This window comes from Pannonibacter phragmitetus (genome assembly GCF_050510895.1).
Taxonomy (GTDB): Bacteria; Pseudomonadota; Alphaproteobacteria; order Rhizobiales; family Stappiaceae; genus Pannonibacter; species Pannonibacter phragmitetus_B.
Window position 1 is genome coordinate 1471163 of record NZ_JBNINT010000001.1, and the last position, 21656, is coordinate 1492818.

At 62.4% G+C, this 21656-nt stretch carries 18 protein-coding genes and 1 pseudogene; 15 read left to right on the forward strand and 4 right to left on the reverse strand.

Translation table 11 applies throughout. The annotated features are described in order from the left end of the window. Nucleotides 1-279 precede the first annotated feature (279 nt). Together ACQB61_RS06930 and denD are read right to left on the reverse strand one after the other, a co-directional pair. Nucleotides 280-2064 (reverse strand): IlvD/Edd family dehydratase, encoded by a 1785-nt coding sequence (locus ACQB61_RS06930; protein WP_430512029.1) that lies wholly within the window; start codon nucleotides 2062-2064, stop codon nucleotides 280-282. Further along, nucleotides 2061-3047, reverse strand: a complete 987-nt coding sequence (gene denD / locus ACQB61_RS06935) for a D-erythronate dehydrogenase (protein ID WP_430512030.1) — start codon at nucleotides 3045-3047, stop codon at nucleotides 2061-2063. The genes ACQB61_RS06930 and denD overlap by 4 nt, the downstream gene beginning before the upstream one ends. A 221-nt stretch (nucleotides 3048-3268) precedes the next feature. Between denD and ACQB61_RS06940 the strand changes: the two genes are divergently transcribed. The 6 genes from ACQB61_RS06940 (at nucleotide 3269) to ACQB61_RS06965 (ending at nucleotide 9764) form a co-directional block, all read left to right on the forward strand. After that, nucleotides 3269-4741: an FAD-binding oxidoreductase gene (locus tag ACQB61_RS06940; protein WP_430512031.1), complete on the forward strand. Its 1473-nt coding sequence runs from the start codon at nucleotides 3269-3271 to the stop codon at nucleotides 4739-4741. Between the two features lie 32 nt (nucleotides 4742-4773). After that, entirely contained in the window at nucleotides 4774-5487 is a 714-nt protein-coding gene (locus ACQB61_RS06945) for a FadR/GntR family transcriptional regulator (protein ID WP_430512032.1), read from the forward strand. A 209-nt stretch (nucleotides 5488-5696) separates the two neighbouring features. Then, nucleotides 5697-6863 (forward strand): fumarylacetoacetate hydrolase family protein, encoded by a 1167-nt coding sequence (locus ACQB61_RS06950; RefSeq protein WP_430512033.1) that lies wholly within the window; start codon nucleotides 5697-5699, stop codon nucleotides 6861-6863. Nucleotides 6864-6870: 7 nt separating this feature from the next. Then, the gene (locus tag ACQB61_RS06955) at nucleotides 6871-7404 is read left to right on the forward strand and encodes a TRAP transporter small permease (RefSeq protein WP_430512034.1); all 534 of its coding nucleotides are present in this window, start codon (nucleotides 6871-6873) and stop codon (nucleotides 7402-7404) included. Between the two features lies 1 nt (nucleotide 7405). After that, nucleotides 7406-8683 (forward strand): TRAP transporter large permease, encoded by a 1278-nt coding sequence (locus ACQB61_RS06960; RefSeq protein ID WP_430512035.1) that lies wholly within the window; start codon nucleotides 7406-7408, stop codon nucleotides 8681-8683. A gap of 76 nt (nucleotides 8684-8759) precedes the next feature. Continuing rightward, nucleotides 8760-9764, forward strand: coding sequence for a DctP family TRAP transporter solute-binding subunit (locus ACQB61_RS06965; protein ID WP_430512036.1), 1005 nt, complete (start codon nucleotides 8760-8762; stop codon nucleotides 9762-9764). Nucleotides 9765-9885: 121 nt separating this feature from the next. Here ACQB61_RS06965 and ACQB61_RS06970 read toward each other — a convergent pair whose 3' ends face one another. Together ACQB61_RS06970 and ACQB61_RS06975 are read right to left on the reverse strand one after the other, a co-directional pair. Next, nucleotides 9886-10800, reverse strand: a complete 915-nt coding sequence (locus tag ACQB61_RS06970; RefSeq protein ID WP_430512037.1) for a DMT family transporter — start codon at nucleotides 10798-10800, stop codon at nucleotides 9886-9888. Between the two features lie 206 nt (nucleotides 10801-11006). Next, entirely contained in the window at nucleotides 11007-11900 is an 894-nt protein-coding gene (locus ACQB61_RS06975; protein WP_430512038.1) for a LysR family transcriptional regulator, read from the reverse strand. A gap of 199 nt (nucleotides 11901-12099) precedes the next feature. Here ACQB61_RS06975 and ACQB61_RS06980 point away from each other — a divergent pair, with 199 nt between their 5' ends. The 9 genes and pseudogenes from ACQB61_RS06980 to ACQB61_RS07020 all read left to right on the forward strand — a co-directional run bounded on the left by ACQB61_RS06980 (nucleotide 12100) and on the right by ACQB61_RS07020 (nucleotide 21626). Beyond that, nucleotides 12100-13290 carry a serine hydrolase domain-containing protein gene (locus tag ACQB61_RS06980; protein WP_430512039.1) on the forward strand — a complete coding sequence of 397 codons (1191 nt, stop codon included), beginning with the start codon at nucleotides 12100-12102 and terminating at the stop codon, nucleotides 13288-13290. 219 nt (nucleotides 13291-13509) lie between these two features. Next, complete coding sequence (locus tag ACQB61_RS06985) at nucleotides 13510-14436, forward strand: LysR family transcriptional regulator (RefSeq protein WP_430512040.1); 927 nt, start codon at nucleotides 13510-13512, stop codon at nucleotides 14434-14436. 233 nt (nucleotides 14437-14669) lie between these two features. Beyond that, nucleotides 14670-15716, forward strand: a complete 1047-nt coding sequence (locus ACQB61_RS06990) for a TRAP transporter substrate-binding protein (RefSeq protein ID WP_430512041.1) — start codon at nucleotides 14670-14672, stop codon at nucleotides 15714-15716. Nucleotides 15717-15791: 75 nt separating this feature from the next. Continuing rightward, nucleotides 15792-16412, forward strand: a complete 621-nt coding sequence (locus ACQB61_RS06995; protein ID WP_430512042.1) for a TRAP transporter small permease subunit — start codon at nucleotides 15792-15794, stop codon at nucleotides 16410-16412. Then, on the forward strand, nucleotides 16409-17692 hold the full coding sequence (locus ACQB61_RS07000; protein WP_430512043.1) for a TRAP transporter large permease: 1284 nt from the start codon (nucleotides 16409-16411) through the stop codon (nucleotides 17690-17692). The genes ACQB61_RS06995 and ACQB61_RS07000 overlap by 4 nt, the downstream gene beginning before the upstream one ends. A 42-nt stretch (nucleotides 17693-17734) precedes the next feature. Further along, nucleotides 17735-18421 (forward strand): DUF2848 domain-containing protein, encoded by a 687-nt coding sequence (locus ACQB61_RS07005; RefSeq protein ID WP_430512044.1) that lies wholly within the window; start codon nucleotides 17735-17737, stop codon nucleotides 18419-18421. After that, a pseudogene (locus ACQB61_RS07010) lies at nucleotides 18421-19793 on the forward strand (amidase). The gene ACQB61_RS07005 and the pseudogene ACQB61_RS07010 overlap by 1 nt, the downstream one beginning before the upstream one ends. A gap of 15 nt (nucleotides 19794-19808) precedes the next feature. Further along, nucleotides 19809-20597, forward strand: a complete 789-nt coding sequence (locus ACQB61_RS07015; protein ID WP_430512045.1) for a putative hydro-lyase — start codon at nucleotides 19809-19811, stop codon at nucleotides 20595-20597. A gap of 69 nt (nucleotides 20598-20666) precedes the next feature. After that, nucleotides 20667-21626: a LysR family transcriptional regulator gene (locus ACQB61_RS07020; RefSeq protein WP_430512046.1), complete on the forward strand. Its 960-nt coding sequence runs from the start codon at nucleotides 20667-20669 to the stop codon at nucleotides 21624-21626. Nucleotides 21627-21656: the final 30 nt, after the last annotated feature.

Sequence of the window (21656 nt, forward strand, 5' to 3'; positions counted from 1 at the left end):
CGTTTTCCTGCCGGGTTTTTCAATCTGACGTAGCGTCCGGAATCTCTTGGAGAGAGGTCTTGAAATTCCGGTGAAACAGGATGATGTGCCGGTTTAAGTGATTGGCATGACGTCAGTTTTGCGCCCCGATTTGCTGATTGGCGCGAAAGCCGGTTTCAAGGCCAGGTACCTGTTGGCTTCCGTCCGGATATTCCGATCACAGACTTCGCTGCACCGGGCACAGATCGTCCCCGGTGCAGCGGGACTGATGCGGACTGATGTGGCCCGCAGCCTGCCGCGTCAGTGGTTGTGACGCGGCGGTGTGGCGGCGAGGCCCCGGAAAGTTTCGGCGTCGCGGATGGTGGCGCCATCGGCGAGCTGGGTGACCGTTTCGCGGTAGATCTTTTGCCAGGGCGTGGCTGAAGGCGGTACCGGCGGGATGCCTTCAGCCTTACGGCGCTCGATTTCCGCTTCGTCCACCAGCATGTCACAGCGGCCGGTGTTGAAGTCGATGCGGATCGTATCGCCGCTGCGCAGAAAGGCGAGACCACCGCCCGCGGCGCTTTCGGGCGAAGCGTTGAGGATCGACGGGCTGTCGGCGGTGCCGGACTGGCGGCCATCGCCAATGGTCGGCAGGCTGGTGATGCCGCGCTTCAGCAGATGATCGGGCGGCTGCATGTTGACCACTTCCGCCGACCCCGGCCAGCCCAGCGGACCTGCGCCCCGGATTGCCAGGATGGTGCGCTCGTCGATGCCGAGCGTGGGATCGTTGATGCGCGCGTGGTAATCCTCCGAACCGTCAAAGACCACGGCCTTGCCTTCATAGATGCCTTCGCGGCCGGGCTCGCTGAGATAGCGCTTGCGGAAGTCCTCCGAGACGACGCTCATCTTCATGATGGCGAAGTCGAAGAGATTGCCCTTGAGCACGAGGAACCCGGCGCGCTCCTTCATCGGTGCGCTGTAGGGGTGGATGACCTCGCGGTCGGTGGCCTCGCAGCCTTCAAGGTTCTCGCCCATGCTGCGGCCCGTAACGGTGAGGCAGCCGGTGTCGAGTTTGCCTGCCTGCATCAGTTCCCACATGATGGCCGGAACGCCGCCCGCCCGGTGGAAACGCTCGCCGAGATAGGCGCCGGCGGGCTGAACATTGGCCAGAAGCGGAATGTCATAGCCATGCAGCTGCCAGTCTTCGGGCCTGAGATCAACGCCTGCATGCTTGGCCATGGCCATCAGGTGCGGCTGGGCGTTGGTGGAGCCGCCGAGGGCGGAGTTCACCCGCACGGCATTGAGGAAGGCTTCACGTGTCAGGATCTTGGAGGGGCGCATATCCTCCAGAACCAGTTCCACAGCCCGGCGTCCGGTGCGGTAGGCCATCTGGCCGCGCTCCCGGTAAGCGGCGGGAATGGCGGCGCAGCCGGTCAGCGACATGCCAAGCGCTTCGGCCATGGAATTCATGGTCAGCGCCGTGCCCATTGTGTTGCAATGGCCAATGGAAGGGGCGCTGCTCAGCGCCGCCTCCAGAAACTGCTCGCGGGTGATTTCGCCCGCGCCATATTTGCGCCGGGAGCGCCAGATGACGGTGCCTGAGCCCACCAGCTCCCCGTCATGCCAGCCATCCAGCATCGGCCCGCCGGACAGGACAATGGCTGGAATATCCACGGTGGATGCGGCCATCAGCGCTGAGGGCGTGGTCTTGTCGCAACCGGTGGTCAACACCACCCCGTCCAGGGGATAGCCGTAGAGGATTTCCACCAGCCCCAGATAGGCAAGGTTCCGGTCCAGTGCCGCAGTCGGGCGCTTGCAGTTCTCGAACAGCGGATGGGTCGGAAACTCGATGGGAATGCCGCCAGCATCCCGGATACCATCGCGAACGCGCTTGGCCAGCTCCATGTGATGGCGGTTGCAGGGGTTGAGGTCGCTGCCGGACTGGGCAATGCCGATGATGGGCTTGCCCGAGCGCAGCTCTTCCGGCGTCGTTCCATAATTCATGAAACGCTCCAGATAGAGTGCTGTCAGGTCGAGGTGGTCCGGGTTGTCGAACCAGTCCTGCGAGCGCAGCCGTCGGGCGGGCTTGCTGTCACCGCTCATGCGATGCTGCCTCCCAGCTCATCCTCGATGTGGACGCGGATGATTTCGTCGAAGGACGTCTCGGCGGTGAAGCCAAGTGCCGTGGCTCGGGTCGCCTCGAAGCCGGGTGCCCAGCCGGAGACCATGCGGATGATCATTTCATCCGGTTCGCGGCGGATCAGCTTAACGGCCTTCTCACCGGCAATGCGGTTTAGAGCCTCGATCTGCTCGCCCACCGTGGCGCTGACGCCGGGCATGGACAGATTGCGGCGCGGGCCGACGAGGCCGGTGTCGATGGTGGCGCCATGCAGCAGGAAGCCAACGGCAGAGCGGGGCGAGGCGTGCCAGTGGCGGATGTCCTCCGGCACGGGCAGCACGGCTTCCAGGCCGATGAGCGGCTCACGCAGGATGTTGGAGAAGAAGCCGGAGGCGGCCTTGTTCGGCTTGCCGGGGCGGATGCAGATCGTCGGCAGGCGGATGCCTACACCATCGAAGAAGCCGCGGCGGGAATAGTCCGACAGCAGCAGCTCGCAGATGGCCTTTTGCGTGCCGTAGCTTGTCAGCGGCGTGGTGTGGAAGTCGTCGGAGATGGGATAGGGCAGGGGCGCACCAAAGACGGCGACTGACGAGGTGAAGACCATGCGCGGGAAGTATCCGTCTACCCCGTGGGCGAGGCGGACGGCGTCGAAGAGATAGCGCGTGCCGTCAAGGTTGATGCGGTAGCCCTTGTCGAAATCAAGCTCGGCTTCCCCCGAGACGATCGCGGCAAGATGGAAAATCACGTCCGGGCGGCCCGCAATCAGCCGCTCCGAGGTGCCGGGCACGGAGAGGTCTGCCGTCTCCAGCGTTGCTTGACCGGAAAAGCCGGCGGGAGTGGAGGGCTCGACAACATCGGCCAGCGTCATCCGGTTCACAGTCTTGCCGCCCAGCTGGCCATCCTTTGCCAGACGTTCGGCCAGCTTGCGGCCCACCATTCCAGCTGCACCAATGATCAGAACATGCATGTGCTCTCTCCTCCAGATTCTCCACTGCAGCCCCTTTTGGCGCTGCCTTTCCTCCATCCGCAATGCTGCCGGACCGGTGCTCGGCAGGGTGCGGAAACCATTTGTAAGGTTGTCTGATAACCTTATATGATGGATTTGAAAACAGCCAGAGTGATTGTCCGCACAGGGCGCCAGTGGCGGAGGCCTGCACAACGGCTTGTGCTGCATACGGGACCGGAAGAATGATGGATGTGATGGATCTTCCCGAGGGAACAGATCAGCCTGAGGCAGGGCATACAGGCGTTGCGGCGAAGCTGGCGGCGGCGCTTGGCGCAGACATGGTGCTGACAGGTGCTGATGTGGCCCGCTACTGCCGGGACTGGCACGGAGATGTGGAAACCGGTGCCGTTGCCGTGCTGCGGCCACGCTCCACGCAGGAGGTGGCGCAGGCGGTCAAGGCTGCTGCAGCGCTTGGGCTTTCCATCGTGCCTCAAGGCGGGAACACCGGACTGGTGCTTGGGGCAACGCCGGATGATCCTGCTGGTCAGGTGGTGCTGAGCCTTGAGCGGATGACCGCCATCCGCCGTCTCGATGCGGATGATTTTTCTGCCGTGGTCGAGGCTGGAGCGGTGCTGTCGGAGTTCAAGGACAAGGTGGCGGAAGCGGGACTGTTCTTCCCGCTGGCGCTGGGGGCGCAGGGCTCCTGCCGCATTGGCGGAAATGTTGCCACCAATGCCGGCGGTATCAACGTGCTGCGTTATGGAATGATGCGGGAACTGGTTCTGGGGCTAGAGGTGGTGCTGCCGGGCGGGAGCATTTTCGACGGCCTCTCCGCCCTTCGCAAGGACAACCGGGGCATCGACCTGAAACAGCTTTTCATCGGGGCAGAAGGCACGCTCGGCATTGTCACCGCCGTGGCGGTGAAGCTCTTGCCGCAGCCGGAGCAGGTGGCCACCGCTTTGCTGGGGTTGAATGCGCTTGACGATGCCATCCGCCTCTACCGCCGCGCAAGGCGTGACTGCTGTGACCTGATGTCGGCCTTTGAGTTCATGCCTCCGCTGGCTTTCACCCTGGCGCAGGAGGCCATCCCGGACCTGCCCATGCCCATGGCGGCTGACTATCCGGCCTATGTGCTCATGGAAATTTCCGGGTCGGGCCTTGTCGATGTGGACGATCTGATGAGCCGCTTTCTTGAAGGGGTTATGGGAGATGGGCTTGTGGTGGACGGGGTGGTTGCCGCTTCGCAGGCGCAGGCCCGCAATCTCTGGCTTTTCCGCGAGGGCATGAACGAGGGGCAGGCGAAGCGCGGGCGGCATCTGCGCACGGATGTGTCCGTGCCCCTATCACACGTGCCGGATTTCGTGCGCGAGGCGGAAGCCGCCATCCATGCGGCGCTGCCCGATTGCACCTGCGTTTCCTATGGACACGTGGGGGATGGCAACGTGCATCTCAACGTGCTGCCGCCAACCGGGCTCTCAAGGGAAGAGGCGGATACACGGATCTATCAAGCCAAGAGCGTGCTCAACGCCGTTCTGGATGGCTTTGGCGGCTCGATCAGCGCCGAACACGGGATCGGCCGGCTGAAGAAGCCCGATTTCGAGGCGCGCCTCCAGCCTGAGCGCCGTCAGCTTCTGACTTCCATCAAGGCGGCAATCGATCCGCAGGGCATCATGAATCCCGGCTGCCAATTGAACTTGGCCGGAGTTTCGGGGTAAAGGCGCTGATCCGTCAGAATGTGGGGTAAGGAATGGCAATCGGCATGGAACAGATCCGGCGCAGCGAACATCTTCCGGCACGTATTGCGGCCCAGATCGCCCGTGACATCAGCGAAGGACGCATGAAGCCCGGTGACCGCCTGCCGACGGAACATGCCCTTGCCAAGACACTTGGTGTCAGCCGCACTGTGGTGCGCGAGGCCATTGCCCAGTTGCGCAACGAGGGGCTTGTGGAGACCCGGCAGGGCGTTGGCGCCTTCGTGACGGAGCCGCAGGCGCGGCCCATCCGCATTGCCCAGAATGATCTTGACGACCGGGAGAGCTTCCGCGACCTGTTCCAGTTGCGCCTGCCGCTGGAAATCGAGGCAGCCGGTCTTGCCGCGCTCCATCATACGGCTGAGGATCTTGCCCGGCTGGACGAGGCGCTGGCACAGATGACCGGGGCGGAGAAGTGGACGGAGCAGGGGATCGTAGCCGATCTTGCTTTTCACCGGGCCGTCGCCGATGCCACGGGCAATGCCTATTTCGGCATGTTCATCGGCTTTATCGCCGAGCGTATCAGCCTCGCCATCAATGCCGCACGGGCCAGTGCGGTGCTGGAAGAAATCGTCGAAGTCACCATCGCCGAGCATGTGGCCGTGCGTGATGCCATTGCCAGCCGGGATGCCTTGGCGGCGCGTGCTGCCATGCGCCACCATCTGACGGGTGCTGCAAGCCGTATCGCACTCAACCTCGAGATTTATTGAGGCGCTACCTGCGCAGGCCTGCAGGTTCTTTGTGCATCTTAGCTGTAGTTGCACACAGGCGGTACCACAGGCTGGACAAGCCCGGCATCATGTTGCTAAGAAACATAAATGTGATTGTCTGACATCCAGACAATCCGGCAAGAGTCCGCGAGGCTCCGGCGCGTGGAGGCGCCGCTTTGCCGGACGGGGACTTTGGGAGGAGGGCACTGGTGGCCGGTCAAGCTGTTACTGTATCTGCGATTCTGCCTGTCGATGCGCAGGAGGCCGTGCTTGTTGGCCGCGTCTGGTCGAAGGCGGAAGACGGGCCTTGCCCCGTGCTGATCCGTGACGGGCGGGTGCTCAACCTGACTGGCATTGCCGCGACGGTCTCTTCACTGCTCGAAATGCCGGACATTGCGGCAAAGCTGAAGCAGGCATCAGGCTTGCCGGACATGGGGCCGCTGGATGCGTTTCTGGATGGCTCCGCCGGCCAGTTGCTAGCACCCGTCGACCTGCAATCCGTCAAGGCGGCCGGTGTTACCTTTGCCGACAGCATGCTGGAGCGGGTGATCGAGGAGCAGGCCAAGGGTGACAGCTCCCGCGCGCTGGATATCCGCGAGCGGCTGGCCCCGGTGCTCGGCGGCAGCCTGCGCGGCGTCAAGGCCGGGTCCGAAGAGGCCAGCAAGGTCAAGGCGCTGCTGCAGGACATGGGCCTCTGGTCCCAATACCTGGAAGTGGGCATTGGCCCGGATGCGGAGATCTTCACCAAGGCTCAGCCCATGTCATCGGTCGGCTGCGGTGCAAAGGCTGGCATCCATCCCATATCCGAGTGGAACAATCCTGAGCCGGAAGTGGTTCTGGCGGTTCGCTCGGATGGCGTGATCCTCGGCGCTACCCTTGGCAATGACGTGAACCTGCGTGATGTGGAGGGGCGCTCAGCGCTGCTGCTGGGCAAGGCCAAGGACAACAACGCCTCCTGCGCCATTGGCCCCTTCATCCGCCTGTTCGATGAGAGCTTCACCATCGATGACCTGCGGAAGGTGCGGGTGTCGCTGCTGGTGGAGGGCGAGGACGGCTTCGTGATGACGGGCGAAAGCCCGATGGAAGCCATCAGCCGCTCGCCGGAAGAGCTGGTCAGCCAGCTCCGCAACCGCAATCATCAGTATCCCGATGGTGCAGTGCTGTTCCTCGGCACAATGTTTGCCCCCGTGAAGGACCGGCGCGGGGCAGGGCAGGGCTTCACTCACGAAATTGGCGACCGGGTGGAGATCCACACGCCGAAGCTGGGGCGGCTGATCAACTGGATCGACCGCAGCGACGCCTGCCCGGAATGGACCTTCGGCCTGCGTGAGCTCTTCCGCAACCTTGCCCGGCGCGGGCTGGCGGACAAGGTGTGAGGGCATCATGATCGCGACCCTCACCCGCCTCTTCTACCGCGCGCTGGAAGCGGTGCTCGTGTTCCTGCTGGCCTCCATGGCCATCATGGTCTTCGTCAATGTGGTCCTGCGCTATGGCATGAACTCCGGCCTCGTCGTCTCGGAGGAGCTGGCCAGATATTTCTTCGTCTGGCTCACCTTCATCGGTGCGGTCGTGACGTTCCGGGAAAACTCCCATCTCGGCATCGAGACGCTGGTGGTGCATTTCTCCCGGCGCGGACGTCTCATCTGCATGGCGCTGGTCAACATCATCATCATGACCTGCTCGGCCATCTTCTTCTGGGGCACATGGAAGCAGTTTCCCATCAATGCCTCCATGGCCGCTCCCGTCACCGGCATGCCAATGATCTGGGTCTATGGCATCGGCTTCTTTACGGGCGGTGGCATGTTCCTGATCTCGCTGGAGCGCTTCATCCGCATTCTGCTGGGCCGCACCACGGACAGGGAAATCGCCATGTTCGCTGGTGAGCACGTGGATCCTGCCAAGCTGATGGAGCACTGACATGACGCTTCTCGTCTTCATCGGCTCCCTGCTTGGCTCCATGGCCATCGGCGTGCCGGTCGCTTTCGCGCTCATGTTCTGCGGCGTCATCCTCATGTCCTACATGGGCATGTTCAACACGCAGATCGTGTCGCAGAACATGATCTCAGGCGCAGACACCTTCACGCTGCTGGCCATTCCCTTCTTCATTCTGGCTGGTGAACTGATGAACTCCGGCGGCCTGTCCCGCCGCATCATCGACTTTGCGCTGGCATGGGCCGGACATATCCGGGGCGGCCTCGGCTTCGTGGCCATCGTGGCGGCGATCATCATGGCCAGCCTGTCCGGTTCGGCTGCGGCCGATACCGCGGCTCTGGCCGCGATCCTGGTGCCGATGATGGCCCGCGCGGGTTATGATGTGCCGCGCTCGGCCGGTCTCATGGCGGCAGGCGGCATCATCGCTCCGGTCATTCCGCCGTCTCTTGCCTTTATCATCTTCGGCGTGGCCGCCAATGTATCGATCACGAAGCTCTTTATGGGCGGCATTGTGCCGGGCATCATGATGGGCGTGGCACTGGCACTGACCTGGACGCTCCTCGTCCGCAAGTCCAAGGTCGAGACACTGCCGCGCCAGCCCATGTCCGTCCGCCTTCTAGCAACGGGCCGTGCCGCCTGGGCCCTGGGCATGCCGGTGATCATCCTCGGCGGCATCCGCATGGGTGTTGTCACGCCAACGGAAGCGGCAGTGATTGCTGCCTTCTATGCGCTGATGGTCGGGCTCTTTGTCTACCGGGAACTTAAGGTCGCGGATCTCTATTTCGTCATCCTGCGGGCGGCAAAAACGACTTCGATCGTGATGTTCCTTGTCGCTGCGGCACTGGTATCGGCGTGGCTGATCACGGCGGCCAACATTCCGGCCGAGATCACCCGCTATATTGCCCCGCTGATCGAGCAGCCCAAGCTGCTGATGCTGGCGATGATGCTGCTGGTGCTGGTTGTCGGTACGGCGCTGGATCTGGCACCTACCATTCTGATCCTGTCGCCGGTGCTCATGCCCATCGTCAAACAGGCAGGCATTGATCCGGTCTATTTTGGCGTTCTCTTCGTCATGAACACGTGTATCGGCCTCATCACGCCGCCTGTCGGCGTTGTGCTCAACGTGGTCAGCGGCGTGTCCAAGGTGCCGCTGGGCAAGGTGGTGACGGGTGTCATGCCTTTCCTGCTGTCACAGATCGCAGTTCTGCTGCTGCTGATCCTGTTCCCGGAACTGGTGCTGGTGCCTCTGTCCTGGCTGCACTAGGCGCATACGAACCCCCGGCAGGCGGTCAGAGGAGTGGCCATCTGCCTGGAAAACTTGATCAAAAGGGAGGAAGACAATGAAGAAACTACTGCTCGCAACCACAGCCGTGGTATTTGCCGTCTCCGCGTCCGCACCGGCTTTTGCCGAGTTCAACGACAGGAACATGCGCGTTTCCAACGGCATCAATGCGGATCACCCGGTCGGCAACGGCATCAATGCCATGCAAGCCTGCCTTGATGAAAAGTCCGGCGGCAAGCTGAAGCTGACTGCCTTCTGGGGCGGCGCGCTTGGCGGTGACCTTCAGGCAACGCAGGCCCTGCGTGCCGGCGTCCAGGAAGCCGTCGTCACCTCGTCCTCGCCGCTTGCCGGTATCGTTCCGGCGCTTGGCGTGTTTGATCTGCCGTTCCTCTTTGCCAGCAACGAAGAGGCCGATGCCGTGATGGACGGCGAGTTCGGCGAGTTCCTCAATGGCAAGCTGGCCGAAGCCGGTCTCGTCAATCTCGCTTATTGGGAAAACGGCTTCCGCAACCTGTCCAACTCCAGCCGTCCCGTGACCAAGTGGGAGGATCTGGAGGGCATGAAGGTGCGCGTGATGCAGAACAACGTGTTCCTCGACACCTTCCAGAACTTCGGTGCCAATGCCACGCCCATGGCCTTTGGTGAGGTGTTCTCCGCGCTTGAAACCAAGACCATCGACGCGCAGGAAAACCCCTACGTCACGATCGACACCTCGAAGTTCTATGAGGTGCAGGAATACGTCAGCGAGACGCGCCACGCCTATACGCCGTTCCTGTTCCTCTTCTCCAAGCCGATCTTCGACAGCTATACCGCTGATGAACAGGCAGCCTTGAGGGAGTGTGCCATCGTTGGCCGTGATGAGGAGCGCAAGGTGATCCGGGAACTGAACCAGAAGTCTCTGGAGAAGATCCAGGCCGAAGGCATCAAGTTCAACACCCTGAGCCCGGAAGAGCAGAAGCGCATGCTCGAAAAGTCGCAGGTGGTCTACGAGAAGCACAAGGACACCATCGGTGCCGATGTGATCGAGCGGGTTCAGCAGGAACTGGCCAAGATCCGCGGCTGATCCTCAAGGAGAGGCCCTGCCTCTCCTCACTCATCCCCGGACTGCGGTGCCCCATCTGCCGCAGTCCAGCGCAGAGACCCGCAACGGCAACGTTGCGGGTCTTTTCCGTTTGCCTTGGCAGTTACTCCGGAATGGCCGGAAGCACCTGATCGCGCTTCTTGAGCTGCTGTTCGCGGAAGAAGATGAAGAGCCCGGCACCGGTGATGAGGGCCGCACCAAGGATCATGCTTGGCTTGGGCAGATCGCCGAAGAAATACCAGCCAAAGACGACAGCCCACAGCAGCAATGTATATTGCAGTGGCGCCACGGTGGCGGCGTCCGAGATCTTCAGGGCGCGGTTGACCATGATATGCGCGCTCATGGCGACAATGCCGAGCAGGGAGAGCAGAAGCGCATCTTCCATTGAGGCTATGGGCCGCCAGTCGAACGGTGCCATGGCGAGCCCGGCAAGCCCTGCGCCTGCCGTCTGGAAGAAGACCAGCGTCTTGTCCGGCGTGCCGCGCAGGCTGCGGCCTGACAGCATCATGAAGGCAAAGGCAGCCGCGCCAGCGATGGAGAGAATGGCGGGCGGGGTGAACATGGCGCTCGACGGATTGAGCGCGATGATGACGCCGATGAAACCAACCGCAATGGCGCTCCAGCGCCGCCAGCCCACCTTCTCGCCCAGAAGGAAGGGCGAGAGGGCGGCCACATAGATCGGCGCTGCCAGCCAATAGGTCATCACGTCCGCGAGCGGCAGATAGGTGACGGCATAGTAGAAGCAGAAGAGCTCGAAGGTGGAAAAGGCCACGCGGGCCGCTTGCATGCCCGGCCGTTCAGGCTTCAGCAGTGGCCTAAGGCCGGAAGCCAAGAGAAATGGCGCCAGAATGATCAGGGCGGCGATGCTGCGGATCAGCACCACCTGGCCCACGCTGTAGCTGGCAACGAGCCATTTGCCCATTGCGTCGTTGAGCGCAAACAGGAACATGCCGAGCAGCATGATCGCAGGTCCTGCAATACCGCCAAGGCGATGAACAGCCGTGCTCGTGGAAGTCATGATACAAGTCCTTATCGCCGGAAGCTGCCCGCCTGAAGCGGCGGTATTATGCGGTGAGACGCGGGGTCCTTGCGAGGCGGGCATGCCGCCATGGACCGGTCAGTAATTCTGCTAGTCAGAGTGCCATCTGCTGCAAAAAGTGCACGCAAACTCCTGCCATGGTCCACAGATTGCAGACGTTTTGAGCCATGCAACCCTCTGGCAGGTCAGAGTGACTGGAGCAGGCGGGTTGAAATGTCGATGATATCGCGGGAGACCAGCGAGGCTGGCGTGTGCTTGCGGGTCAGCACGCCGAGCTGCATCGGCGGCGGCAGGTCTGGCACGCTGACTTCATGCAAGTCCTGTCCCCAGAAGGCATGATCAAGAATGCGCAAGGGGCAGAAGGCAATCAGGTCCGTCGACCTGTTCAGGGCGGCGAGAAGGAAGGGAGAGCGGCACAGGGTTGGTGGATGGGCAAGGGTGATGTCCTTTGCCGCCAGCCAGTCCAGAGCCGCCCGGTCGGCACTGCCGGGTGCCGGATTGAGCAGCCAGCGTTCCTTTGCGAGTTCCTCCCAGGACACCTGCCGCCCTGCAAACCGGGCAGAGCCGGTGACGGGCGCTATCTGAACCTCGGCAAAGGAATAGAAGGCAAGATCCGCAGGCAGGGCACTTGGTACTGCAATGCCGAGCGCCAGATCCAGCTGCCCGTCCTGCAGCCGGGGCACGATGTTGCCTAACGTACCGGACTCCACCTCCAGCTGGCCCTCCGGGTGGCGGCGCTGAAACTCATGCAGAATGTTGCCGAGCTTCGTCGTCGCCACGACAGGTGTTACCGCGATACGGGCAGTGGCAACCGTCTGCCCGGAGATGCGCCGAACTTCCTCTTCCGCACGGCGCATGGTCGCCACGATCAGCCGTGCGTGGGTCATCAGCGCCTTGCCGGCAGGAGTGAATTGCGTGCCGTGAGAGGCGCGCAGCAGCAGTGCCGCTCCGGTCTGCGCTTCCAGTTCACGCAGCATCTTGGTCAGCGCACTTTGCGACAGCCCCATCTCCCGGGCAGCTCCGCGGATGGAGCCTTTGTCGGCAAGGGCGACAAGCGCCTTGAGCTGCTGTGTCTTCACGGGTGGGGTGAACTCTCTTGGTTGTCAGGTGGCAACATTATGTGTCTGTTTTGATTTTTGCCAATATGCCTGAATGAAAAAACGAACACCGCAGGCGCAAAGACGCGCGGGTTCGGGCCGTTTCTGCTCTGGAGGCGGCAGATTAGGGGAGGAAGCTTGTGTCGCGAACTGAATTCAAAAAATACCGGCAATATTGGCCATGGCCTTGATGAGCCTTCCGGCGGCTGCATCGGCCAGTGACCAGAATGATGCGAAATGGTTGTCACCGACCATGGTCAATGCCCGCGCCAACATGCTGAACCCGGCGCTGAACTACCTGACGTTCCAGCATATGGATCAGATGTTTGCGACCCGGACCGTTGCCGCAGGCCCGCAAGTGCAGCCGCTGCCGTCCAAACCCATGTCGCTGGAGGGAGAGTACACGATTGGCGGCACCACGCTGGATCTGGAAGGCGCGCTTGAGGCAACTCACACCAATGCCCTCGTCGTGCTGAAGGATGGCAACCTCGTTTACGAGACCTACCGGAATGGCAGCGACGAGAACACCCGCTTTCTGACCTTCTCGGTTGCCAAGTCCTATGTCTCGACTCTGATCGGCCTGGCGCTGGCGGATGGCCATATCAAGAGCCTCGACGACAAGGTGACAGACTATCTGCCGGAGATGAAGGGCAGCGGCTATGACGGGCCAACCATCCGCGACCTGCTGCAGATGCGCTCCGGTGTGGACTGGCTGGAGGTCTATGAATTCGGCAGCGACACTCAGCTGACCACCGTCCATGACAATTCTCTCGTTGGCTACAAGTACCGCTGGTGCGACTATGCCGCCAAGGAATCCAAGCCGGGCGCCAATGCGGCGGACAGGCCCTTCAACTACGCCACGCTCGACACCAGCGTGCTCGGCTGCATTCTCGAAAAGGCTGTCGGCAAGACCGGTGCGGAATACATGTCCGAAAAGCTCTGGCAGCCGGCTGGCATGGCGAATGATGCCTACTGGATCATGGACGGCCCGCCCTCCGTTGGCCGCGAGTTCTTCGGTGCAGGCCTTGCTGCCACCGCCCGCGATCATGCCCGCTTTGGCCTGATGTTCCTCAATCAGGGCAAGTCCAACGGCAAGCAGGTTGTTTCGGCAGACTGGGTGAAGGAAGCCACCGTGCCGTCCGAGGGCAACGAACCCGCCGGGCCGGAAGAAAAGCTTGGCTATCAGTACCAGTGGTGGACCTTCCCGGAGAGCGACGCCTATTCGGCATTGGGCCTGTTCCACCAGTATATCTACGTCGATCCCACCAACAATCTCGTCATCATGAAGGCGACGGCTTCGCCCGATCCAGTGGGTCATGATGAGCCCAATCTGGCTCTGTTCAAGCAGATCACCGACAAGTTGACGAAGTAACCCGCAGCAAAGGGAAACGCAATTTCGCAGCGTGTCCCGCAAACTGGAGAACCGCATCGCCCCCTGCGATGCGGTTTTTTCATGAGGTTCAAGCATAAGGCCTGAAGGCCAGTTGAAAGGCAGGGGGCAGATGCATACGGTGGAATTGCCCAATCCGCAGTAGGATCGCACAGGCACAGGGAGTATCATGCCATACTCCTCTCCTCGCAGGGCCATGCCGTGATTGATCTGCGCAACATTGAAACCTTCTTCTGGGCTGCGGCTCTTGGCAGCCTGCGGGCCGCGTCAGAGAAGCTGGGCACCACGCAGCCAGCCGTCTCCCAGCGCATTGCTTCGCTCGAGGGCGCGCTGGGTGTGCGGTTGTTCGAGCGCGCGGCGCGCGGTGTGCGCCTCACTGCCAAGGGGCATGAGCTGCTCGCCCATGCCGAGCGGATGATGCAGGCACGCAATGACATCATCCAGGCTGCCCGCGACCAGACCACCATGAGCGGCAGCTTTCATATCGGCGTGGCGGAGACCATCGTGCAGACCTGGCTGCCGCGCCTCATTGCCGAGGTCCACAGCGCCTATCCGGCACTTACGCTGGAAATCGAGGTGGATAGCAGCGAGATGCTGAAGGCGCATCTGATGAGCCGGCGGCTCAACCTCGCCTTCATGATGGGCCCTGTGCTGGAAGCGCGGATGGAAAACCGGCCGCTCTGCACCTATCCCTTGTCCTGGGTTGCCAAGGCCGGGCTCGATCTCGGAGCGCGGCCTTTGACGCTTGAGCAGATCACCCGGCTGCCAGTCATCACCTACGCTTCCAACAGCGCACCCTACCGGCAGGTGCGGGACATGCTGCGGCGGGAAGGGGTGCCGTCTCCGCGCATGTATGGCTGTGCTTCCCTGTCGATGATCGTGCGCATGGTGCAGGACGGCATCGGCACGGCGGTGATTACACCCATCTTCCTGGGGGCAGAGCTTGAGCGGGGAGAACTTGAGATTCTCGACGTGATCGCGGACCCGCTGCAAGACCTGAATTTTACAGCAACGTGGATCGATGGACCTGACAGCTATGCGGCGCGGGTGATCGCGCGCATGGCGCAACAGGTGGCTGGCGGCGAGCCATGCCTTGAAACTGTGCAAGTGCCCGGAATTGAGGCTTAGGTATAAATTTAATTTATACCTGTATTCCAAACATACGATTGGACAGCCGGGTTTCTGTCATTGTTCTATGGTGCTCAAGACAGCGATATAAGCTGCATGCAAGGGAACAGGCTGAATTTATAAAGCTGCCAGCAGAGCTGAACAGGTGTGCCCTGTTGTTGAATCTTCTGGAAGGCCGGTCTTCCCCTGCATGTGACGCTGTGACGGAATCCAGCAGCAGAAGGGACCGCAGCATGAAACTTCTCACCCTCACGACCGCAATCCTCGCCGCAACTACCTCACTCTCCGCCCTCGCGCAGGATCTGCCGAAGACCGAGCTTAAGGTTGTGGGTGGCCTCAGCAACCTGACGGCTTACCAGCAGTTCGAGCAGCCCTTCTGGGAAAAGACGATCCCGGAGAAGTCCGGCGGCCAGGTAACGGCCACCATCAAGGGCTTCAACGAAATGGGCGTGAAGGGCCCCGAGTTGATGCGCCTGATGTCTCAGGGAGCCATCGAGTTTGGCACCGCGACCCTGTCCTACTTTGCCTCTGACAACCCGATCAACGAAGCCATCGACCTGCCGGGTCTGGCTCCGGACGTGCAGACGGCCCGCAAGGTGACCGCCGCTTTCCAGCCGGTTTACGAAAAGTTCTACGGTGAAGGGTCCCGCGTGAAGCTGCTGGGAATCTCCACCTATCCGGCGCAGGTGCTGTTCTGCAACGCGGAGATCAACGGCCTCAAGGATCTGGCCGGCAAGAAGGTGCGCACCTCAAGCCGCACGCAGGCCGAGTTCGTGGAAGCCTTTGGTGGTGCCAGCGTGACCATGGCCTTCGGCGAAGTGGTTCCCGCCCTGCAGAACAAGGTGGTGGACTGCGCCATCACCGGCTCGCTCTCCGGCTATTCGGCCAAGTGGTATGAAGTCTCTACCCATCTTCTGGCCCTGCCGATCAACTGGAACCAGCAGATCCATGCCGTCAATCAGGCGGCCTGGGACAAGCTGGACCCGAAGGTGCAGGCCTTCATCCAGGAGAACATGGACACCCTGATGGATGACATCTGGGCCGCTGCCGATGAACAGACCCAGCAGGGCTTCGACTGCAACACCGGCGCAGCATCCTGCACCCTCGAGGTCAAGGGCAAGATGAAGCTTGTTGTCCCGTCCGATGAGGACAAGGCACTTCTGTCCGAGACGCTGAAGACCAAGATCCTGCCGAAGTGGGCAGCCCGCTGCTCGGATGATTGCGTTGCTGATTTCAATGCCACCATTGGCAAGGAAATGAATCTGACTGCAGCCAAGTAATGGCAGACTGACAGGGCGGGGCCTCACATTTTCCCGAGGCTTCGCCCTGTCCCTTTTTGATTGGAGCCGTGAGACATGGGTATGTCCGGATCTTTCCCCGTCCTTGCGGGTGCCTACCGCTTTGCCAACACTGCGGCGCGCTATGCCGTTCTGGCAAGTGGAGCGCTGACCATCGCCAGTGTTCTGCTGATCTCCTATGACGTGATCGTCCGCAAGCTGTTCGGCATCACCATCGGCGGTTCGGACGAACTGTCCAGTTATGCCTTCGCCATCAGCACCTCGTGGTCGCTTGCCTATGGTGTGCTGCAGCGGGCGAATGTACGGGTGGACGTGCTCTACCAGTATCTGCCGGTGCGCGTTTCGGCGCTGCTCGACTGGTTGTCACTGGTCTGCATGGGCGTCTTCATCGGGTATCTCACCTTCTATGCCTATGACGTGGTGGCCCAGTCGTGGATCTACGGTTCGCGCGCCAACACGCCGCTTGGAACGCCTCTGGCTCTGCCGCAGGGGCTGTGGTTTGGCGGCCTTGTCTTCATGTGCCTCATCCTTGCGCTGATGCTGATCCGCTCCTCCGTCGCACTCGTCACCGGTGACATCGAGACGGTGAAGCTGGTGGCCGGCATGCGATCCACCAAGGAGGAGGCCGAGGAAGAAGCCGCCCAGGGCGAACGCCTCATTCAGGGAGAGCGCAAGTGATCGCCACAACGCTCATCATTCTTCTGGTTCTCATCGGCCTGTCCGTTCCCGTCGCTGCGGCGCTGGGCGTGCTGGGGCTCATTCTGGACCCGCTCTATTCCATGCTGCCGCTGACGCGGGCCATGGGCGAAATGGCCTGGAGCACCAACAACGAGTTTCTGCTCGTCGCCATTCCGCTGTTCATCCTTTTGGGTGAAATCCTGCTGCGCGCCGGTTTTGCCGAGCGCATGTACAGCGCCATGAGCCTGTGGCTCTCCTGGCTGCCCGGCGGCCTGATGCATGCCAATATCGGCGCTTCGGCGCTGTTCGCGGCGACCTCCGGTTCCAGCGTTGCCACGGCTGCCACGGTCGGCACCGTCGCCATCCCGCAGATCCGCCGTTATGGCTACAATGAGCCGCTGTTCCTCGGCAGCATTGCCGCTGGTGGCACGCTGGGCATTCTCATTCCGCCATCGATCAACATGGTGCTCTATGGTGTTTTGACGAACACGTCCGTGCCCAAACTCTATCTGGCGGGCATTCTGCCTGGCCTCCTTCTCACGGCCTTGTTTATGCTGACGATTATCGTCGGCTGCATTCTGGTCCCGCGCTGGGGCGGGGAGCGGGTGAAGGGCGCCTGGGGCGCTCGCTTTGCCAGCCTCGTGCATCTGGCGCCGCCGCTGGGCATCTTCGTTCTGGTTGTCGGCTCCATCTATGCCGGCATCGCCACCCCGACGGAAGCTGCCGCGCTGGGCGTGCTGGGTGCGCTGATCCTTGCCGCCTGCTTCCGGCGCCTGACGCTCTCCATGCTGGCCACCGCAATCGAAGGCACGATGAAGTCCTCGGCCATGATCCTTCTGATCATCATCGCTTCAGGCTTCCTCAATTTCATCATGTCGGCGGCTGGTATCACCGATGCCATCACCAGCTCGATCAAGGGGCTTGGCCTGTCGCCGATGCAGATGATTGCGGTCGTCGTGATCTTCTACCTGATCCTCGGCTGCTTCATGGAATCCCTGTCGATCATGATCACCACCATCCCGATCGTGACGCCGATCCTCTTTGCTCTCGGCTTTGATCCGCTGTGGGTGGGCATCCTGATCATCGTGCTGGTGGAAGCCGCCCTGATCACGCCGCCGGTGGGGCTCAACCTCTTCGTGGTGCACAGCCTGCGCAAGAGCGGCTCCATGGGCCCGGTGATCATCGGCAGCCTGCCGTTCGTCGTCTCCATGGGTGTGCTGATCGTCCTGCTCGCACTCTTCCCTGCAATCGCCCTTTACCTGCCGGGGCTGGCTGGCTGACGCCCCCCGGTAATGTGAATTTCTCATCCGGATACAAGACACATGAAACTGTCCTTCACCGTTGAAACCCTCAAGGCCCCTTCGAGCCTCGAGGTGAGCATTTCTAACCTCATCGTGGCCGGCTGGGCCGGGCGCGACATTCACGCCATCGAGCATCATATCGAGGAACTGGCCGCCATTGGCGTGCCGCGTCCCAGCACCGTGCCGCTCTATTACCGCTGCTCCGACAATTCGCTGGTGCAGGCGGACACCATCCAGGTGGTGGGCGAGGAAACTTCGGGCGAAGTGGAAACCTTCGTGTTCCGCGCAGGCGATGAGCTGTTCGTCTCCATCGCTTCGGACCACACCGACCGCAAGCTGGAGTCCCACAGCGTTGCGCTTTCCAAGCAGATCTGTGCCAAGCCGGTGGCCGCCCGCGCCTGGCCTTTCGCAGAAGTTGCGCCGCATTGGGACCAGCTGATCATCCGGTCCTTCATCGAGGAGAACGGTGCGGAAGTGCTTTATCAGGAAGGCACGCTTGCTTCCTTGCGCAGCCCGCAGGACCTGATTGCCGGTTACTCCGGCGGCAATGACATGCTGGAGACAGGCACTGGCATGGTTTGCGGCACGGTTGGCGCCATCGGCGGCATCCGCCCGTCAAAAACCTTCAGAATGGAGTTGCATGATCCGGTTCTGAACCGGACCATTGCGCATAGCTACTCCATCGAAACCTTGCCGGAAATCGCCTGATGACAAACTCCGAGACCTCCCGCCTGACCCTTGCCGCCGCAGCTGAGGCTCTGGCGAAGGGAACCGTGACCTCCACCAGCCTGACGGATGCGGCGCTGGCGCGCATCAATGATCCGGCAGGCGAGGGGGCGCGTGCCTTCGTGCGGCGCAATGATACCCGCGCCCGGAAGCTGGCGGAGGCCTCGGATGCCGTGCGCGCTGCCGGGCATGTGCGCTCGCCCCTCGAAGGGCTGCCCATTTCGGTGAAGGACCTCTTCGGCGTTGCCGGAGAGGTATCCCTCGCAGGCAGTATCGCGCTCAAAGACGCCGAAGCTGAGACTGCAGACTGCCCCGTGGTGGCGCGGCTGGTGGCGGCAGGTGCTGTCATCACTGGCACCACCAACATGAGCGAGTTTGCCTTCTCCGGCCTCGGCATCAACCCGCACTACGGCACACCGCGCAATGCCTATGACCGCGCCACGGGGCGCATCCCAGGCGGCTCGTCCTCCGGCGCTGCGGTGTCAGTCACCGATGGCATGGCGCTGGCTGCCATCGGTACGGACACGGGCGGCTCCATCCGCATTCCGGCGGCGCTTTGCGGGCTGACCGGCTTCAAGCCGACCGCCCGCCGCGTGCCTGCCGAAGGTGTGGTGCCGCTGTCCACTTCGCTCGACTCCATCGGCCCGATTGCCCGCAGCGTTGCCTGCTGTGCCGTCATCGATGCGGTGCTGTCCGGAAGCGGCGAGGGGTGCCCGAAGCCCTGCCGCTTGCGGGGCTGCGGCTTGCCGTTCCCACAACCGTCGTGCTGTCGGACATGGACGAAACCGTCAGCGCCGCCTTCGCCCGCGCCCGCAAGGTGCTGGAAGCCGCAGGGGCGCTGATCACGGAGATCGAGATCCCGGAATTTGCACAGCTTGCCACGATCAACGCCAAGGGTGGGCTTGTTGCTGCCGAGGCCTGGCACTGGCATCGGTCGCTGATCGAAAAGGCCGGTGACAGCTATGATCAGCGGGTGCGTCAGCGCATCCTGCGCGGACGGGATATTTCCTCGGCGGATTATCTTGATACGCTCGCCAGCCGCAAGGCATGGCAGGCCGCCGTTGAGGCTCGCGTCGCCCCCTTTGATGCCATGATCCTGCCCAGCGTGCCGGTGATCGCCCCGGAGATTGCGCCGCTTGAGGCCGATGACGCGGCTTTCTTTGCGGCCAACGGCCTGATCCTGCGCAACCCGACGATGATCAACTTCCTTGATGGCTGTGCCCTGTCGGTGCCGTGCCATGCGGCCGGTGAGGCCCCGGTGGGGCTGATGATTGCCGGCACGCAGATGCAGGACCGCAAGATCCTGGCCCTCGGCCTTTCCATCGAGGCGGCCCTTGCCGCCATCACCGCATGAACGATTGATACCGGCATGAACGCAACCAGCCTTCTCACCAGCCCCTTCGATGTGCGTCAGGCCGCCCGCGCTGGCGCCCTGTGTGGTCCGACTGCCAATCTGGCTCCGGGGTTCATTCAGGCCAATCTCGCCATCCTGCCGCAGGATCTGGCCTATGACTTCCTGCTGTTCTGCCAGCGCAATCCCAAGCCTTGCCCGCTGGTGGGTGTGTCGGAAACCGGCGATCCGATGATCCCGGCGCTTGGCCGCAACCTCGACATCCGCACTGACCTGCCGCGTTACCGCGTGTGGCAGAAGGGCGAGCTGGTGGCCGAGCCGCAGAGCGTTGAAGACTGGTGGCGCGATGATCTGGTGTCCTTCCTGATCGGCTGCTCCTTCTCCTTTGAAGAGGCGCTGCTGGCAGCAGGCATTGGCATCCGGCATATCGAGGAAGGCTGCAACGTGCCCATGTTCCGCACCAGCATCGAGACGGTTCCCGCCGGGCGCTTCTCTGGCCCGGTGGTTGTCTCCATGCGGCCCATGAGCCCGAAGGATGCCGTGCGGGCGGTTGAAATCACCTCCCGCCTGCCGGCAGCCCATGGCTCGCCGATCCACATAGGCGATCCGGCACAGATCGGCATTGCTGATCTTTCGCGGCCTGACTACGGCGATGCGGTGAGCGTGCGGTCGGGCGAGGTTCCGGTGTTCTGGGCCTGCGGAGTGACGCCGCAGGCGGCGATTGCCCGTGTGAAGCCGGAGTTCTGCATCACCCATGCACCCGGCCACATGCTGGTGACCGACATTCCCAACGCCTCGCTGATGTGACGCTGGCCATCGCGTTGCCCGTCATGCAATCCTGAGGACTGTTTCGGCAGCAAGTGAAGGCAGGGCGCAATGCAGCTTCAGGCGATCACCTATTTCAACGAACTGGTGCGCTGCCGGTCCATCCGGCAGGCCGCCCAGAACCTGGGCGTGACGCCAACGGCGATCAGCCGCCAGCTCGACAATCTCGAATATCACTTCGGCGTTCAGCTGGTGGAGCGCGGCGCGCGCGGCATCGAGCTTACGGCGGCGGGCGAGGTGGTGGCGGCCCGGCTCAAGACGGCGATCCGCGCCTTTGATCAGGCCAATCAGGCGATCGATGACCTGCGGGGCTTGCGCCGGGGAGAGGTGAGCGTGCACGTGAATGGCGCTACTGGCGGCTCCATTCTGGCGTCAGCGCTCGCGGCCTTCTCGCAGGAATTTCCGGCGATCCGCGTTACCGTGCAGGAAACCTCGGCGCGTGAAGCCATGAGTGCCATCGTGCGCGGCGATACGGACATGGCGCTGACCCTGTTCTCGCCGGAAGATCCGCGTGTCGCGGCGCGTGTCCGCGTGCCGGTGCGCCATGCGGCCATCCTTTCCCCGGAGCACCCGGCAGCGGCGTTGAAGAGCATCGGTCTTGCTGCACTCACCAGTCATGCGCTGGCCGTGCCGGATACGTCCTACAGTCTGCGTGCCGCGCTTGAGGCGCGGCTGCGGGCAGGTGGCCATGATCCACTGGCCGTCAGCTTCACCACCGCTTCACTGACCGTACAGAAGGAACTCGCGCGGCTGGGGGCTGCGATCCTGATTCTGCCGGAGATTGCGGTTGCCCGCGATCTGGCGCTTGGCAGCCTGATTGCCCGCCCGCTGGCCGCAGATGCTGCCATCGACACGGCGCTTCAGCTCAGTCTTTCCCCGGAACGCCAGCTCAGTTTTGCCGCCAGCCGCTTTGCCGCGTCGCTGGAACGGCTGCTGCGCGCAAGGTTCGGTTCTTCTCCGGCCTCCAGTGCAACGGTTTACGCAACACGGAGCACTCAAGATCTTCGTTGAGTGTGCACTGCAAACTCGTGCAGCCTGAGG

Excerpts from the sequence above, each read along its gene's own strand:
- ACQB61_RS06930 (WP_430512029.1), bottom strand. The coding sequence starts at position 2,064 with ATGAGCGGTGACAGCAAGCCCGCCCGACGGCTGCGCTCGCAGGACTGG.
- denD (WP_430512030.1), bottom strand. The coding sequence starts at position 3,047 with ATGCATGTTCTGATCATTGGTGCAGCTGGAATGGTGGGCCGCAAGCTG.
- ACQB61_RS06940 (WP_430512031.1), top strand. The coding sequence starts at position 3,269 with ATGATGGATGTGATGGATCTTCCCGAGGGAACAGATCAGCCTGAGGCA.
- ACQB61_RS06945 (WP_430512032.1), top strand. The coding sequence starts at position 4,774 with ATGGCAATCGGCATGGAACAGATCCGGCGCAGCGAACATCTTCCGGCA.
- ACQB61_RS06955 (WP_430512034.1), top strand. The coding sequence starts at position 6,871 with ATGATCGCGACCCTCACCCGCCTCTTCTACCGCGCGCTGGAAGCGGTG.
- ACQB61_RS06960 (WP_430512035.1), top strand. The coding sequence starts at position 7,406 with ATGACGCTTCTCGTCTTCATCGGCTCCCTGCTTGGCTCCATGGCCATC.
- ACQB61_RS06965 (WP_430512036.1), top strand. The coding sequence starts at position 8,760 with ATGAAGAAACTACTGCTCGCAACCACAGCCGTGGTATTTGCCGTCTCC.
- ACQB61_RS06970 (WP_430512037.1), bottom strand. The coding sequence starts at position 10,800 with ATGACTTCCACGAGCACGGCTGTTCATCGCCTTGGCGGTATTGCAGGA.
- ACQB61_RS06980 (WP_430512039.1), top strand. The coding sequence starts at position 12,100 with ATGGCCTTGATGAGCCTTCCGGCGGCTGCATCGGCCAGTGACCAGAAT.
- ACQB61_RS06990 (WP_430512041.1), top strand. The coding sequence starts at position 14,670 with ATGAAACTTCTCACCCTCACGACCGCAATCCTCGCCGCAACTACCTCA.
- ACQB61_RS06995 (WP_430512042.1), top strand. The coding sequence starts at position 15,792 with ATGGGTATGTCCGGATCTTTCCCCGTCCTTGCGGGTGCCTACCGCTTT.
- ACQB61_RS07005 (WP_430512044.1), top strand. The coding sequence starts at position 17,735 with ATGAAACTGTCCTTCACCGTTGAAACCCTCAAGGCCCCTTCGAGCCTC.
- ACQB61_RS07015 (WP_430512045.1), top strand. The coding sequence starts at position 19,809 with ATGAACGCAACCAGCCTTCTCACCAGCCCCTTCGATGTGCGTCAGGCC.
- ACQB61_RS07020 (WP_430512046.1), top strand. The coding sequence starts at position 20,667 with ATGCAGCTTCAGGCGATCACCTATTTCAACGAACTGGTGCGCTGCCGG.